Below are 14,787 nucleotides of genomic sequence, written 5' to 3' on the forward strand. Positions count from 1 at the left end.
CGCTGCGCGCGAGCGCACGACATCGATATGAAGGAGCTTTTGCATGTGCGGAATCTGCGGATTCACCCAAGCGACCAGCGCTGACGCCCCCGCGCTCAAGGCCATGTGCGACATCATGGCGCATCGCGGGCCCGACGGCGAGGGCCAGTATCTCGACGCGGAAAGCGGCATCGCGCTCGGGCACCGCCGCCTCTCGCTCATCGACTTGGCGAACGGCAACCAACCCATGGTTCGCGCGACAGGCGAACACGACTCGTCCATCACCTCCCCCGCGCTCATGCCCGACGGCACGCCGTGCGGCACGCCCGAGTCCATGCTCGCGAAGGGCGATTTCGCCATCGTGTTCAACGGGGAAATCTACAACTACCAGGACCTTCGCGCCGAACTCGAGGAGCAGGGCTGGCAGTTCAAGACGAAGTCGGACACGGAAGTACTGCTCACGGGCTATCTCGCATGGGGCGAAGGCGTGCTCGACCGACTGCGCGGCATGTTCGCGTTCGCCATCTGGAACCGCGCGACCCGCGAGCTTTTCTGCGCGCGCGATTTCTTCGGCATCAAACCGTTTTACTACACGCAGCAAAACGGCCAGTTCATCTTCGCGTCCGAGATCAAATGTATCCTGGAACATCCCGCCTACACCCGCGAGCTCAACCGAGAGGCACTCGAGCAGTACCTGTGCTTCCAGTTCAGCGCGCTGCCGGAGACCTTCTTCAAGGGCATCTTCAAGCTTGCGCCCGCGCACTGCATGACCGTGCACGCCGACGACTCCATCACCGAGCGCCGCTACTGGCGCCCCGAGTACCACTTCGATGAAAACCGCAACCGCGAGGACACCGCGCGCGCAATCGACGAGGTCATGCGTGACAGCGTGCGCTATCACAACGTGGCCGACGTCGAGGTCGGAAGCTTCCTGTCGTCGGGCATCGACTCCAGCTACATGGCGGCGTGCCTGGCCAAGGAGAACCCCGACATCAAGACGTTCACCGTGGGCTTCGAGTGCTACAAGCAGGCGGCGGCGAACAATGCCGAAGGCGCCGGCGGCAAGACCATGCGCGACGAGATTTCTTGGGCGCGCGAGCTGGCGGACGACCTGCATATCGCCAACACCGACAAGTACATCGGCGAGGAGGAATACTGGGCGAGCCTTCCGCGCGTACAGTGGCACATGGACGAGCCCTCCGCCGACCCTTCCGCCGTGGCGCTGTACTTCGTCGACCAGATTGCCGCCACCCAGGTGAAGGCCGTGCTTTCCGGAGAAGGCGCTGACGAGTTCTTCGGAGGCTATCGAATCTACCAGACGCCGTTCTCCAACGCGAAGGTAAGCTGGGCGCCGAAGGGCCTGCTCAAGGGCGCATCCCATGCGATGCGCGTGCTTCATCTGCGCGGCGCGAACTATCTTGAGCGCGCAAGCGAGACGCCTGAGGACTGGTACTACACCAACGCGAACGGCGTCGCCTTCACACCCGAGGAGCGCGCAAGCCTGCTCAAAGGCGGCTGCAACGCCCCCACCCCGCAATCGCTCACGGCGCCCGTGTATGCCGAGGTTGCCGATTTCGACGAGACGACGCGCATGCAGTACGTCGATCTGTACTTCTGGCTGGTGGGCGACATCCTGCTCAAGACCGACAAAATGTCGATGGCGCATTCGCTCGAATCGCGCGTGCCCTTCCTTGATCGCCGCGTGTTCGACTTGTCGGCCACCATCCCCACGTCGCTCAAGGCCAACGAGCAGCAGACGAAGCTCACGCTGCGCGACGCTGCGGAGTTCGCCATCCCGAAGGACTGGGCGCAGAAGGAGAAGCTCGGCTTCCCCGTGCCGGTCGTGAATTGGCTGCGCGAGGAGCGCTACTACACCATGGTGAAGGAATGGTTCACGGGCGACATCGCGCGCGAGTTCTTCAACACTGATGAGCTGGTGCGTCTGCTCGACGAGCACAAGGCGGGCGCCGATCGCTCGCGCAAGATCTGGATCGTGTACATGTTCCTCATGTGGTACAAAATCTACTTCGTCGACCGAACCGTGCCGAAAAAGCCAGAAGCACGCTAACGAATTCACTAACTGCGAGAACAGCAGCGCCCCTTGCTCGACCGATCGATGCAGGGGGCGCTATTTGTTAGCAAGCTTATTGCTGCCCCGCTTGAGTTCGGGCGATTGGCCGAGGGACAGCGGGAATGCTTTGCCACGACACCCGAAACCGAGGGTGCTCAGCTTACACGAGCTTCGATGCGTCGACGGCGGCGAGATGGCCGGTCGCGCGGTGCTCGAAGAACACGAGGCGCCCGTCTCGGCTTCGGTACAGCTCGCGGAACATCGAGAGGTCGAGCTTGGCCTCGACAGATGCGGCTGGTTTGGAGCTGCTTGCGGGGACAGCGGGTTTGGGATTGCATGCGAGAGCAGCGGGTTTAGAGTCGTCGACAGGGCAAACTCGCTTGGAGGTGTTGGTCGACTGGGCAGGTTCGGCGCCGCGGGCGAAAGCGATGGGCCCAGGCTTGCTTGCGGGAGCAACGGGTTCGGGACTCCCGCTAGCTGCAGCGGCTTTGACGCCATCGCACGACGCCGGCTCGGGATCGAAATCGGCCCCTTCGTCAACGATTACTCCAACTCCACTGTAGCGGCCACGCGTCGGGAAATCCTCATCACCCGTATAGGCAACGGGATCATTCTCAGGTTCTGAAACAGGTGCCTTCTCAAAGAGATCCGCGTTCCAACGTGCGGCTTTGAGCTCGTCGGTTTCTCCAAAGCCGGGAAACCCATCGCCGAACGTAAAATACTCGCGCCTGCCGTGAAAATGTGTCTTTCGCTCCACCATGATCAGACGTGGTCCCTTACGCCGTCGTAGCTCACGTTCCAGAAAACGAGGCCGGCTGCAGGTGCGTTCTCCCCAGCAGCGCATCGGTCGCACGCCTGGAGCACATCGGCGACCCATTCGGGCTTCCGCTGGCCGCGGCCGACCATGGCAAGCGTGCCCACGATAGTGCGCACCATAGAATGGAGGAACGCGTTGCCCTTCACCGTGATGACGACGGCCCGCTCCCCCATTACCTCTTCGCGAGCGAACGAGATTTCATGCACATTGCGACACGTCGGCTTCCCCACCGCGCTTGACGCCATGCAGAAACTCTTGAAATCGTGCTCGCCGATGAGCGCGCGGGACGCCTCGCGCATCGCCTCGACATCGAGTGACTTCGGGATGTGCCAGGAGAAATCACGCAGGAAAATGGGCGGCGCAGGCTCGACGCAGATGAAGTAGCGGTACTCGCGCTCCGTCGCGTCGAAGCGGGCGGAGAAGCCGGGTTCGCGCTCGTCGACCGAGCGCACGACGATGGCCTCGTGCGTGAGCGCGTTCATCGACCGGGCGAGACTTTCAAGCGTACGATCACGCAATTCATCAGGCGAAATGTCGAAGCTCACCACTTGAGCGCGCGCATGGACGCCCGCATCAGTGCGGCCGGCACACGTAGTTTCCACCTCGCGGCGAAACAGCAGCTCAAGCGCATGTTCTATCTCGCCCTGCACCGTAAGTTGGCCGGGCTGGCGAGCGAAGCCGCTGAAAGGCTTGCCATTGTAGGCGACGGCAAGCGAAAGCGTCATATCGTTTTTGACATTATCCATAACGAGCATGATACCTTATTTGCGAGCGAACACGGCAAGCAATAAGGCGGCGAATCTCATATCGAGATACAGTGACCCGCAAAGAGCCAGGGGCGAGATTCGGTGACCTGCGGCGAGCCAGGGGGACACGAAGCGCCGACCTGCGAAGAACCAAGGGAGGCTACCTGAGGCAAGTCGCGGGCGACCTGCAACACTGCGGCGCGCAATGAGCTATCAGGCAGAAGAAAACGCTGGCCCGAGGAATCCCCCCAGGCCAGCGACAACAAACTCCCTAAGCGATCAGCGCGCCACGTCCGAACAAATCCTGCAGCTCGCTTCGCATGACCGGCGAGCCCGAGTCGACCGTGACCGGCAGCTCCGCACGAAAGCGGCGTCCGTCGGACTGCGTGACGAGAAGCACGACCCCATCGCGGCCGGGATACGATTGCAAGATGCGGTTCAGTCGCAGCAGTTTTTGTTGGTCAAACTCACACGATGGCACGTTGAGCTGCAGATGCGAGGGGCGAGCATCCGCTTCGTTCAACTCGATTTCCTCAATCTCGAACGCCATGATCTGGTTGCCGCGGTCACTGTGCTCGAACTTGCCCTTGATCTTCACGATGGCATCCTCGTGGATGGCCTCCGCATTCTCGTCGTACTTGAAGCAGATGCACTCCATATGGCCCGTCGTGTCCTCAATCGTGAACGTGGCCATCTTCGTACCGCGCTTGGTGAGCTTGGTCACCACATTGGACACCATGCCGACGAACGTCGCTGACTTGATTTCCTTCGTGCGCTCGGCCAAATCACCCAGCTGGAACTTCGTCATGCGGGAAATCGCGCTCTCGTACGGTGCAAGCGGGTGCTCAGACACGTAGATCTTCATGATTTCCTTCTCGTAGGCAAGCTTGGTGCGCTTGTCCCACTCGATGCCGTCGGGCGCGGGCACGTCTTCCTGGAAACCTGAGTCCTCATCGGAGGCGAACAGGTCGAACATGCTCACCTGGCCGGCGTCGCGATCCTTCTGGCGCTTCGAGGCGTTCTCGAGCAGCGGCGTTTCCTCCAGGAAGTACATGAGCTGCTTGCGCGTGTACCCCGTCGAATCGAAGGCACCGCCCTTGATGAGCGCTTCAAGCGTCTTGCGGTTAAAGCATTTCGCATCGACGCGATTCACGAAGTCATGCAGGCTGGTGAACGGGCCGTTTTCCTCGCGCTCCGCAATGATGGCGTCGGCCACGTTGCGCCCGACGCCGCGCACGCCGACGAGCCCGAAGCGGATGCCATCCTTAACCGGGGTGAACTCGGCGTTCGACGAATTGATGTCCGGCGGCAGCACGGGCGTGCCGTTGTGGTTGCAGCTCGCGATGTAGCGGATGAGGCGGTCGGTGTTGCCCATGTAGCTCGACAGCACTGCGGCCATGTACTCGTTGGGGTAATGCGCCTTCAGGTACGCCGTGCGCATGACCAGGATGGAGTATGCAGCCGAGTGCGACTTGTTGAACGCGTACTTAGCGAACTTCTCCGCGTCATCCCAAATCTTCTTCGCGATGTCGAGTGAGTAGCCGTTCTCAACCGCACCGTTGTTCCAGTCTTCCTGGAGCAGGCGCATGATGTCGATTTTCTTCTTGCCCATTGCCTTGCGCAGCTTGTCTGCCTTGCCGGCGGAAAAGCCGCTCATCACCATGGACACCTGCATGATCTGTTCCTGGTAGACCATGGTGCCGTAGGTTTCCTCGAGCACAGGGCGCAGGCGATCGTCGTAGTAGTGGACGGGCGTCTTGCCGCTCGCCACCTTCACGTAGTCGTCGACCATGCCGGACTCGAGCGGGCCCGGACGGTTGAGGGCGATTGATGCGACGATGTCGGAGAAGCGGCGCGGTGGGAGCCGTGCGAACAGGCTCACGTACAGCGAGCCTTCCACCTGGAACAGGCCGTCCATGTTGCCCGAGCGCATAAGGGCGAAGGCGCCCTCGTCGTCGGTGGGAATCTCCTCGGGCACCATCTTGACGCCAGTGGTCTGCTCGACGTTGCGGCACGCGCGCGAAAGCACGCCCAAAGTGCGCAGTCCAAGGAAGTCCATCTTGAGCAAGCCCAGGTCAGGCGTGTAGTGGCCGTCGTATTGCGTGATGATGCCGCCGCCTTTGGTGTCGCGCTTCATGGGCACGTGGTCGGCCATGGGGTCGCGGCAGATGATGGTTGCGCAGGCGTGCACGCCCTCGCCGCGCACGTGGCCTTCAATCGACTTCGCGGCGTCGACGACCTGGCGCACGTCCTCTTCGCCGTCGTAGGCCTTCTTCAGGTCAGGGTTCGTCTCGAGCGCCTTGTCGATGGTGATGCCGAGCTCGTCGCCGATCATCTTGCAGATACGGTCGCCCACGCTGTAAGGGTAGTCGAGCACGCGCGCAGCATCGCGCACGGCGTTTTTCGCCTGCAGCTTGCCGAACGTGATAACGCCCGACACATGGTCCTCGCCGTAGACTTCCTTGATGTGCTCGATAACCTCTTGGCGGCGTTCATCCTCGAAGTCAACGTCGATATCGGGCATCTCCACGCGTTCGGGCGACAGGAAGCGCTCGAACAGAAGCCCGTTGGGGAGCGGATCGAGGTCGGTGATGCCCATGGCATAAGTGCAGATGGCGCCTGCGGCCGAACCACGGCCCGGACCGACGCCGATTCCCTGGCTGCGGGCCCAGGCAATGTATTCCTGCACGATGAGGAAGTACGCCGGGAAGCCCTGCTGCAAGATGATGCCAGCCTCGTATTCATAGCGATCCCATGCCTCTTTGGGCACGGGGTCGCCATAGCGCTTCTTCAAGCCCCACTCGCACTGCTTGCGGAACCAGCTTTCCTCGGTTTCACCCTCTGGCAAGGGGAAACGCGGCAGAATGGAGTCGCGCTCGAGCACGACGTCGATCTTTTCGGCCACCTCGACCGTATTGTCGCACGCCTCGGGGAACTCGGAGAGCGCCTCGCGCATCTCCTCTTCCGTCTTCATGTAGAACTCGTCGTTCTCGAAGCGCATGCGGTTCGCGTCGTTCACCGCCGAACCCGTGCCGATGCACAGCATGATGTCCTGCGCCTTTGCGTCTTCCTTCTTAAGGTAGTGGAAGTCGTTCGTGGCGATGGTTTTTAGGCCCGCAAGCTGGGCGACCTTGGTGAGCTGGCGGTTGAGCTCGGTCTGCGTCATGCCGGCGTCGGTGCGCAGGCCCTGGTTTTGCAGCTCGATGTAGAAGTCGCCCTCGTCGAAGCAGCTCGCGAAACGGCGTGCCCACTCGACCGCGTCGTCAAACTGGCGGTTGTCCAGAAGCTTCGGGATGATGCCCGCGATGCACGCGGACGAGCCGATGATGCCGTGGCCGTACTTCTGCAGCATGGAGAACGTCGTGCGCGGCTTGTAGTAGAAGTTGTCGACATGCGATTCGCTGACCAGGTGCAACAGGTTGTGATAGCCCTCGTTGGTCTTCGCAAGGAGCAGCAGATGGTACAGCTTCGGCTTTACGTCCTTGCGCAGCTCCTCATCGGTGGTGAAGTAGACCTCGCAGCCGTAGATGGGCTTGACCTTCTTGCCCGTTTCCTTCTCGACCGCCGTGCACGCGTCGCACAGCTCCGGCACGCCCGACATGACGCCGTGGTCGGTGATAGCCACCGCCGGCATGTCGAGATCGGCGGCGCGACGAACCATGTCCTTCACGTGGGTCAAGCCGTCGAGCAGGGAATATTCGGTGTGATTGTGCAAATGTACGAACGCCATGGATATGCCTCGAATCGCTTACGTGGTATGCGCGCGGAGTGTATTTGCAAGTGTGAGTGCGCAGCTGTTTTCTCGCGTTTAATCATAGCAGCAAGTGGCAAGTTTTGCATGGCTAACACAGCGAACAAATGATGGTTTTTCAGGGAAGGCGCACGAGAGCCCGACATGCGCCGCCGCGAGGAATCTCCGCCAGCATCGGGGCGGAGCGCCCGCAAGCAGCCGCGGGCCCTCAGGGAACCCGCAAAGTGCGCACGACGACGCCCGCTATTCCGCTACCAACATGCGGCAGGCCCATTGGGCGGCGACCATGCTGCCCTTTGCGAGCACGCTCTCGTCGATGGTGAAATGGCAGCTGTGCTGCGGATGCGAAGCCCCCACCTCGGGGTTTCGCGTGCCGACGAAGCAGAACACGCCGGGCACGATGTTCAGGTACTCGCTGAAATCCTCGCCCGAGAGCGTACCGCGGTAATCCGACACCGCGGACTCCCCCAGCATATCCACGACCGCACGCCGCGCGACCTCCGCGCACACGGGGTCGTTTGCGAGGCCCGCGTTGCCCTCCTCGAACGTGAACTTCACCTTGGCCCCGAAAGCGTGGCCTATCTTGCTCACGATGCGCTCGAGGCGATCGGGAACCTCGCGGCGCAGCCTTTCGGTCCAGGTGCGCACCGTTCCTGAAAGATAGGCGTGACCAGCCATGATATTGCGCGCCTCGCCACCGTGGAACTCGCCGACGGTAACAACGACCGGGTCGAACGGCGACACGTCGCGGCTGACGAGCACCTGCAGCCCGTTGACCATCTCCGCCCCCACGACAACGGCGTCGACGCCTTTGTGCGGCATGGACCCGTGCGCGGAGACGCCCTCAATGTCGATGTGGAACCAGTCGGTATTGGCCATGCGCTGCCCCGGTGCGCACGACACCGTGCCCGCGTCAACCTCGCTCCAGATGTGCGCGCCGTAGATAGCGTCTACGCCGTCGAGCGCGCCCGCGTCGATCATGGAAAGCGCGCCGATCGAGATTTCCTCAGCAGGCTGGAACAAGATACGAACCTCTCCCTTAAGCTGCGATTTCATATCGAGAAGAATGCGGATCGCGCCGAGCATCATGGCCATGTGCGCATCGTGGCCGCACGCATGCATGACGCCCTCGTTCTTGGAAGCGAACGGCGCGCCCGTATCCTCGGTCACCGGAAGCGCATCGATGTCGGCGCGAAGGGCCACGCGGCGCGCAGGGACGCCGGCGGAATCGTAGGCTCCGGGGGCCTCCCCGCGAATCATCGCGATGATACCGTTGTTATCGAGGCGGCGATATTCCACCCCGAGGCGACCGAGCTCGTCGCAGAGCATCTCCTGCGTATGCGATTCCTTCCCCGAAACTTCAGGATACTGATGAAACAGCCGGCGCCACTCGATGATGGCGCCCTCGGCGGACGCGGCCGCATCGCGTACGCGCTCGGCAGTCAGTTTTCCTGCAGGTTCGGATTGGGCGAAAGCAAGCGCTTCGGCATCGGCGCAAGGATGCATGGGGATTCCTCCGTAAAGATAAGGTCAAATCGACCATGATGGTATTGGAAGAACGTGCGAAAGACCAGCACAAAGCGGCAAATTCGCGCAAAACCAGAATTAAAGCGGACAAACGGTGAGAAAACGAGCTGTCAGGACGCAAAAGAACCAGAGACGCCCTTCTATCGGGTGAGCTCCTTAAGCCTTCCCTTCCCGATTTAGTTATCTCCGCGGCTCTCCGCGCGCTTGCCCATGAGCAGGTTCAGCAACGAACCCGCAACGACGAAGGCGACTCCCGCCCAGAAAAGACCAGGTAGCGCGAGCCCCAAGATGATCGAGCTCGCCACCACCGAAAGGAAGGGCGCCGCATACGATGCAAGCGCCATGCGCGACACATTGCCGAACAGCAGCCCGTGGTTCCAGCACGCATATCCCGCGGCGATCGAGCCCATCGCAGCAAGAAGCGCCAGGATCGACCCGATAGACGGCATGCTTTGGGGAACAGGCGCGCCCGAGGTGGCGAACATCACCCAGAACACCGCCGCGACGCCGATCATGAAATAGGGCGTGGCATCCTTGCCGTTCGTGATGTGCGGCGTGACGACGGAATAGGACGCCCAGGCAAGTGCCGCCGCGAGCGTCAGGGCGAACGGAAGTGGATTCGAGGAGATATCCGCCGCAACGACGCCCGCGTCAAGGCCGGCATCTCCCCCGATAGCGAGCATTACGCCCACCGTCGCAACCGCAGCACCCGGCAGAGCACGGGCGAATCCGCGCGCGCCGCGCATCGCCGTGGAGTTCAAAAGAACGGTAAGTGAGGGCCATAAATAGTTCACCATGCTGAGCTCGACTGCTTGCGTGGACGAGGCGGCAAGGCCGATCGAGGCGCTGATAGCTGCCTCGTAGAACACGAAAAGTCCACCGCTGACCAGGAAATACTTCAAAGGATAGGCGCGCGGCCTCGACGGGCGCAAAACGATGAACAGCGAGATCGCGCCAAGCGTGTAGATGAGCGCACCGCCGAGCAAGACGCCGAAACCCTGCGAGGTCAGGCGCACAAACCCGAACATCATGCTCCAGAACACGAGCGCAAGAAAGCCCACCATCGTGGCACGATCGCTTCTGCCCATTCGCCTCACGCGGCCGCTTTCCTTCCCTACCAAATCGCCAAACCGCCTTATTGTAAGGGAGCGCGGGCGCAATGGCCAGCGTCACCCGCACAAGGAGGAGGGTCGGCGATGGGCGCCGCCTCTACAGCGAAGGGCAACACGGGGTTGCAAGGTAGAAGGGCCGCTAGGCGCATGGGGCGAAGAGGGCGCAAGCTTCAAAGAGCTCTGACCTGGAGGAAATTGCCTCGGGCGAGGGCTTCGGCTTTCGAAACCGTCCCAGCTGACGTGGGACAACGTCCTAGCGCTCCGTTTTCACGATAAACCCGAAATAGACGATATGGCCCACCCACACGATGGCAACAATCGCGCGGCCGATGGGAACACTGCTCATCATGGCAAAGCCCACAGCCAGAAGCACGGTAACGGGCACGAGGATGGTGAGCTTCGCGCGCAGCGTCATGGAGCGCTTGGTCATATAGCCCTCGAGCACCATCTTGTAGACCTTTGTACCTTTAAACCAGCTGTTCAGGCGATCGGAGCTGCGCGCAAAGCAGAAGGCGGCAACCAGGATGAACGGCGTCGTAGGCAGAATTGGCAGCACCACGCCCGCCATCCCCAGCACGAAGAAGAGGAAGCCTCCCGCCGCCCACAGGCCGTGGCGCAGGCGAAAGTTTTCTTGGTTTGCCTGTTCAACCGCAACGCCCTGCTCGATTTGCGCAGCTTGTTCGTTCACGTATCGTACCTGCTTACTGTTTGACATCTCTCACAAATTTGAAAAAGTTTACCAAGGCTTAGATAAGAAATCAACCAAGGATAACACGCTCGAGGGGGAGACCTGCCTTATACCGCCAGCACGAAAGGCTTACCATTAATCTCGGTTATCCCCAGGTCAACGCCGTACACTTTCTTCACCAGCTGCGGAGTCACCAACTGTTCGGGAGCGCCTTGCGCCACAATGCGGCCACCCGCAAGCGCCACCACCTCGTCACTGTAATAGAGCGACTGGTTGATATCGTGCAGCACCATGACCACCGTCAAGCCGAACTCGCGGTTCAGGCGGCGGACCAAACGCAGAATATCCAGCTGATAGCGGACATCCAAATACGTTGTGGGCTCGTCGAGCAGAAGCACGCGCGCGCCCTGAGCCAGCGCCATGGCGATCCAGGCGCGCTGACGCTGGCCGCCCGAAAGCGAAGCCACTGGTTTCTCGGCGAATCCGCGCAGGTCGCACGTATCGATAGCCCACCGTACCATGGCGTCATCCTCTTCAGTGCTCGCAACCTGACCGATGCCGTGATAAGGCTCGCGCCCGTAGCGCACGAGCTTCTCGACGGACAAATCGCCCGGCGCAGTGTTGTTCTGATGCACGATCGAAACCAGTCGTGCGAAATCACGCAATCCGATGTAGGCGATGTTGCCGCGTCGAAGATACACATCCCCGGCCTGAGGGCGCAACTGCTTGGTCATCAGGTTGAACAGGGTGGTCTTGCCGCTGCCGTTCGCGCCAATGAGCGTGGTCACAAGCCCCTCGCGCAACGTCAAGTCGAGGCCGTCGAAGATCACTTGGTCACCGTAGGCAAACGTTAGGCCCCGAATGGTGAACAAGCTGCCCGAAGCGTGCAAAGCACTTGCACCCCGCAACTCGCTTTCCACCTGGGCGTACGTCGTGTTCTCGTCCCTATTCACCATAGCTCGCCCTCGCTTTCCTCAGCAGCAGAATGAAGGCCGGGCCGCCCACGACACTCATAATGATTGCCGCCGAAATCTCGTACGGTGCAGCGATGGTGCGTCCGACTGTGTCAGCCAAAAGCAGGCAAAGCGCGCCAAGCAGCATGGAGAACGGGATGAGAGTCTTGTGCCCCGACCCCACCAGAAGGCGCGCGATATGCGGCACGATCAGGCCCAAGAAGCTGATTGGGCCGATGATTGCCGTTGAGATGGAGGCCAAAAGCACGGCAATGCATGACACGAAGATACGCGTGCGGTCCACGTTCACGCCGATTGAGCGCGCCGTCTTGTCAGAGAGCGCCAGCAAATCGCAGCGCTTCCACACACACACGGCGAGCAGTAGGCCCACCACGGCGTACGCCAAAAGCGTCCAAAAATCGCTCCACGTCTTCATCGTGATGTTAGCATCCACGATGCTCGTGACGCTCGACATGCTTGAACCCGTGCCGCTATCGAGCGCGCTCGCGATGCCCGTGAACATGGCACTGACCGCAACACCCACCAAGATGATGCGCAAAGGCGAAAGCCCACCCTTCCATGACAAGCTGTAGACCAGGGCAAACGCCACCAATCCGCCTGCAAAGGCGAACAGCGGCGTGAAGTAGAACAATACAGGCACAAACGCCGTCACCAAAATGGCGGCAAGAGAGGCACCTGCGTTGATGCCGATGATTCCCGGATCCGCAAGCGGGTTTCGGATGACCGCCTGCAGCAACACGCCCGAGGTCGCCGTTGCCGCACCGCCCACCATGGCGATGAAGATGCGCGGGAAACGCAGGTCATAGATGGTTGCGACATCGGGATCGTACGCCACGAACAAGCCATTGAACAGCTGCAATGGCGAAACCTGAAGGCTGCCGGTGTTCACGGCGAACACGAACAGCAAAAGCAGCCCCAGGACAACCACGCAGAAGGCAGCGACTTTCCTTCCCATACTTACCATGGCGGCCTACCCTTCCCCATACAGGATGGGCTGAAGCGTATCCAGCGCATCGGGATAGTTGAACTTCGCGCTCATGCCGAACTGATCGTAGGGCAAATCGTAGACGCGCCCCTGCTCGACGGCCTTGAAATGCCGCCAGATGTCGTTGGTGGAAAACTCTTCCTTGAACATCTCCACAACCTGGTCGGGCAGCGCGTGCGCACAACGCAGGATGATGTCGGGCTCCTTCTGCTTCATGTCCTCGGTGTTGGCGTTCAGGAACTCCATGTCCGTATCTTGGTACACGTTCGTTCCGCCGGCGAGCGCCATGAGGCTGCCCACGTAGCTGTTGTCGGTCGCGACGATGTAGCTGCCGGGCAGGCCCATCAGCACCAAGCAGCGCGGACTTTCCTTCCCCGCGTTCTTCTGGCGATAATCCGTCATGAAAGCGTTGTAGTCGCTGATCAGCGAATTCGCCTCCGATTCGCGGTTGAACTTCTTACCCAGTCCCTCGATGGACTTGTACATGCCGTCCACGCTGCGTAGGTTCAGAAAGATGCAGGCAAGCCCCGCGCCAGCGTACTTCGGCTGCAAGTCGCTTTGCAGCGAGTTCGGCGAAATGACGTAGCTCGGGTCGAGCGACTTAAGAACCTCCAGGTCAGGCGACATAGCCGTGCCTACCTGCGTAGCGTCGGCGTAGCGATCGGGAATGGAACTGATGGAGCTTGAGCACACGCCCACCAAGTCGAGGTTGAGCTTGTCGGTGATGTCGGCGGAAGCGGGCGACGTGGCGACGAGTCGCAGCTGGCCGTCCTCGCCCGAATCGCGATCGGGATGCTGGTTCACGCAGCCGGAAAGCGCCAGCGATGCAGCGCCAAGGCCCATGAGGGTCAAGGCGCTGCGTCGGGTGCAGCCGCGCCGCGCAAACGCGTTGAAGCTGCTTGTCACAATTATCTCCCCTGTTCAGATGCGAAAGATGAAGCGGATGCATTCGTGGACTCGCTCTCCTCGGGCAACACGGCAGGGCCGGCCTCATAGGGCCGAAACGCCCCGCCCGCAGGCGCTGCCGCAGCGGCAGCGGCACTCGAGGGACCGCCCACATGGCGCGGGCGATAATACGCGAAGAACCACACCAGGCCCGCGATAATCACAACCAGCAGCACGCCGCCGACGACCAGGGTCGAGACGGGCACGTTCACGCTAGCAGCCGATGCGCCGTCGTCTTGCGACACCTTGTTGCCGCTGGCGTCGTATTCCTCGATGCCATCGGAGGAGCCCGCCACGGACTGGGCCGAAACGGAGTTCTTGAACGTGGTCAGGGCATCGCCAAGCTTATCGGCAGCAGCCTTGAGCTCGTCATCGGCGGGATCGGTCTTCTCCTGCACAGCCTTGGCCTCGTCGAGGGCCGTTTGCAGTGCCTGGTTCAGCTCGTCGGATTTCGTGGAGCTCTTCAGCAGCTGCTCGGCCTCGGCAATCTTGGCCTTCAGCTGCTGAGCCGCGCTCGATGCACTCGTAACCCCCGACTGCGCAGTTGACGCGGTGACGGCCGACCCCGTGGACGCCGTCACCCCCGCGACAGTGCCCGCAGAAGGCGTCGCCGTCGTCGAAGAACCGCTCGAGCCTTCCACGTAGAACCCGCCGTTGTTCACGCCTTCCGAAAAGCCCGAGAGCGTCACATAGAAGATAACCTCGCGACCCATGGGCACTACGTACATGTTGATGCGGAAGATAGCGCCCTCGCTTCCCACGAGGAAGCGGAAATCGGTGGTGGCGCCATCGACGGCGATGGTTTGGGGCGAGCACTGGTAATACGCGTTCACCCAGTCATCATCGGCCAGGATGTTCACATTGTTGATATTGTCCATAAGGCCCAGGCGCAACGTGACATAGCGGTTGCCTGCGTCGTCGATTTCGAGGAACGCGTTCGGCGAGACGCAACCCTCGGTCATGGACTGGCCCAAGACCTCGGAGTCCTCGCCGCCGGAGTCTTCGATGATACCCGTTGCAGGGTTGCGATACCACGGGGTCGCCGTGGCGGAGTAGTAGTCGGAAGCATAGGCGGCACCCGGCTGAAGTACGGTAACGCCAACCGCAAGGGCCAGCGCTACCGTACAAGCCGCGCACACCGCCAGAAACATCGCGCTTACGCGCAAAGAGGAGTTGCGGGCGTGCATGATCG

Annotated in this window: 11 protein-coding genes; 1 reads left to right on the top strand and 10 read right to left on the bottom strand. The window is 61.3% G+C overall.

Features of this window, described 5'->3' with window-relative positions:
* Window positions 1–43 precede the first annotated feature (43 nt).
* Entirely contained in the window at window positions 44–2,047 is a 2,004-nt protein-coding gene (gene asnB / locus ACMRQN_RS02735) for an asparagine synthase (glutamine-hydrolyzing) (protein ID WP_418733715.1), read from the top strand.
* A 163-nt stretch (window positions 2,048–2,210) separates the two neighbouring features.
* Here asnB and ACMRQN_RS02740 read toward each other — a convergent pair whose 3' ends face one another.
* The 10 genes from ACMRQN_RS02740 to ACMRQN_RS02785 form a co-directional block, all read right to left on the bottom strand.
* The gene (locus ACMRQN_RS02740) at window positions 2,211–2,810 is read right to left on the bottom strand and encodes a hypothetical protein (RefSeq protein ID WP_418733716.1); all 600 of its coding nucleotides are present in this window, start codon (window positions 2,808–2,810) and stop codon (window positions 2,211–2,213) included.
* Between the two features lie 2 nt (window positions 2,811–2,812).
* A complete protein-coding gene (truA, locus tag ACMRQN_RS02745) occupies window positions 2,813–3,613 on the bottom strand; it encodes a tRNA pseudouridine(38-40) synthase TruA (RefSeq protein ID WP_418733717.1) in 801 nt (266 codons plus the stop codon).
* Between the two features lie 271 nt (window positions 3,614–3,884).
* Window positions 3,885–7,343, bottom strand: a complete 3,459-nt coding sequence (dnaE, locus tag ACMRQN_RS02750) for a DNA polymerase III subunit alpha (protein WP_418733718.1) — start codon at window positions 7,341–7,343, stop codon at window positions 3,885–3,887.
* Window positions 7,344–7,607: 264 nt separating this feature from the next.
* Window positions 7,608–8,870: an amidohydrolase gene (locus tag ACMRQN_RS02755; RefSeq protein WP_418733719.1), complete on the bottom strand. Its 1,263-nt coding sequence runs from the start codon at window positions 8,868–8,870 to the stop codon at window positions 7,608–7,610.
* Between the two features lie 197 nt (window positions 8,871–9,067).
* Window positions 9,068–9,979 (bottom strand): aromatic amino acid DMT transporter YddG, encoded by a 912-nt coding sequence (gene yddG / locus ACMRQN_RS02760; protein ID WP_418733750.1) that lies wholly within the window; start codon window positions 9,977–9,979, stop codon window positions 9,068–9,070.
* Window positions 9,980–10,256: 277 nt separating this feature from the next.
* Window positions 10,257–10,691: a YbaN family protein gene (locus ACMRQN_RS02765; protein WP_418733720.1), complete on the bottom strand. Its 435-nt coding sequence runs from the start codon at window positions 10,689–10,691 to the stop codon at window positions 10,257–10,259.
* A gap of 107 nt (window positions 10,692–10,798) precedes the next feature.
* A complete protein-coding gene (locus tag ACMRQN_RS02770) occupies window positions 10,799–11,647 on the bottom strand; it encodes an ABC transporter ATP-binding protein (protein WP_418733721.1) in 849 nt (282 codons plus the stop codon).
* Window positions 11,637–12,629 (bottom strand): FecCD family ABC transporter permease, encoded by a 993-nt coding sequence (locus ACMRQN_RS02775; RefSeq protein ID WP_418733722.1) that lies wholly within the window; start codon window positions 12,627–12,629, stop codon window positions 11,637–11,639. Before ACMRQN_RS02775 ends, ACMRQN_RS02770 begins: the two co-directional genes overlap by 11 nt.
* Window positions 12,630–12,635: 6 nt before the next feature.
* The gene (gene isdE / locus ACMRQN_RS02780; protein ID WP_418733723.1) at window positions 12,636–13,556 is read right to left on the bottom strand and encodes a heme ABC transporter substrate-binding protein IsdE; all 921 of its coding nucleotides are present in this window, start codon (window positions 13,554–13,556) and stop codon (window positions 12,636–12,638) included.
* Window positions 13,557–13,558: 2 nt separating this feature from the next.
* Window positions 13,559–14,782, bottom strand: a complete 1,224-nt coding sequence (locus ACMRQN_RS02785) for a heme-binding Shp domain-containing protein (protein ID WP_418733724.1) — start codon at window positions 14,780–14,782, stop codon at window positions 13,559–13,561.
* Window positions 14,783–14,787: the final 5 nt, after the last annotated feature.

Source organism: Ellagibacter sp., assembly GCF_048412355.1.
Lineage (GTDB): Bacteria > Actinomycetota > Coriobacteriia > Coriobacteriales > Eggerthellaceae > Ellagibacter.

Bases quoted from the DNA above. Each gene is read 5' to 3' on its own strand.
- asnB (WP_418733715.1), top strand. From the start codon at position 44: ATGTGCGGAATCTGCGGATTCACCCAAGCGACCAGCGCTGACGCCCCC.
- ACMRQN_RS02740 (WP_418733716.1), bottom strand. From the start codon at position 2,810: ATGGTGGAGCGAAAGACACATTTTCACGGCAGGCGCGAGTATTTTACG.
- truA (WP_418733717.1), bottom strand. From the start codon at position 3,613: ATGGATAATGTCAAAAACGATATGACGCTTTCGCTTGCCGTCGCCTAC.
- dnaE (WP_418733718.1), bottom strand. From the start codon at position 7,343: ATGGCGTTCGTACATTTGCACAATCACACCGAATATTCCCTGCTCGAC.
- ACMRQN_RS02755 (WP_418733719.1), bottom strand. From the start codon at position 8,870: ATGCATCCTTGCGCCGATGCCGAAGCGCTTGCTTTCGCCCAATCCGAA.
- yddG (WP_418733750.1), bottom strand. From the start codon at position 9,979: ATGGGCAGAAGCGATCGTGCCACGATGGTGGGCTTTCTTGCGCTCGTG.
- ACMRQN_RS02770 (WP_418733721.1), bottom strand. From the start codon at position 11,647: ATGGTGAATAGGGACGAGAACACGACGTACGCCCAGGTGGAAAGCGAG.
- ACMRQN_RS02775 (WP_418733722.1), bottom strand. From the start codon at position 12,629: ATGGTAAGTATGGGAAGGAAAGTCGCTGCCTTCTGCGTGGTTGTCCTG.
- ACMRQN_RS02785 (WP_418733724.1), bottom strand. From the start codon at position 14,782: ATGCACGCCCGCAACTCCTCTTTGCGCGTAAGCGCGATGTTTCTGGCG.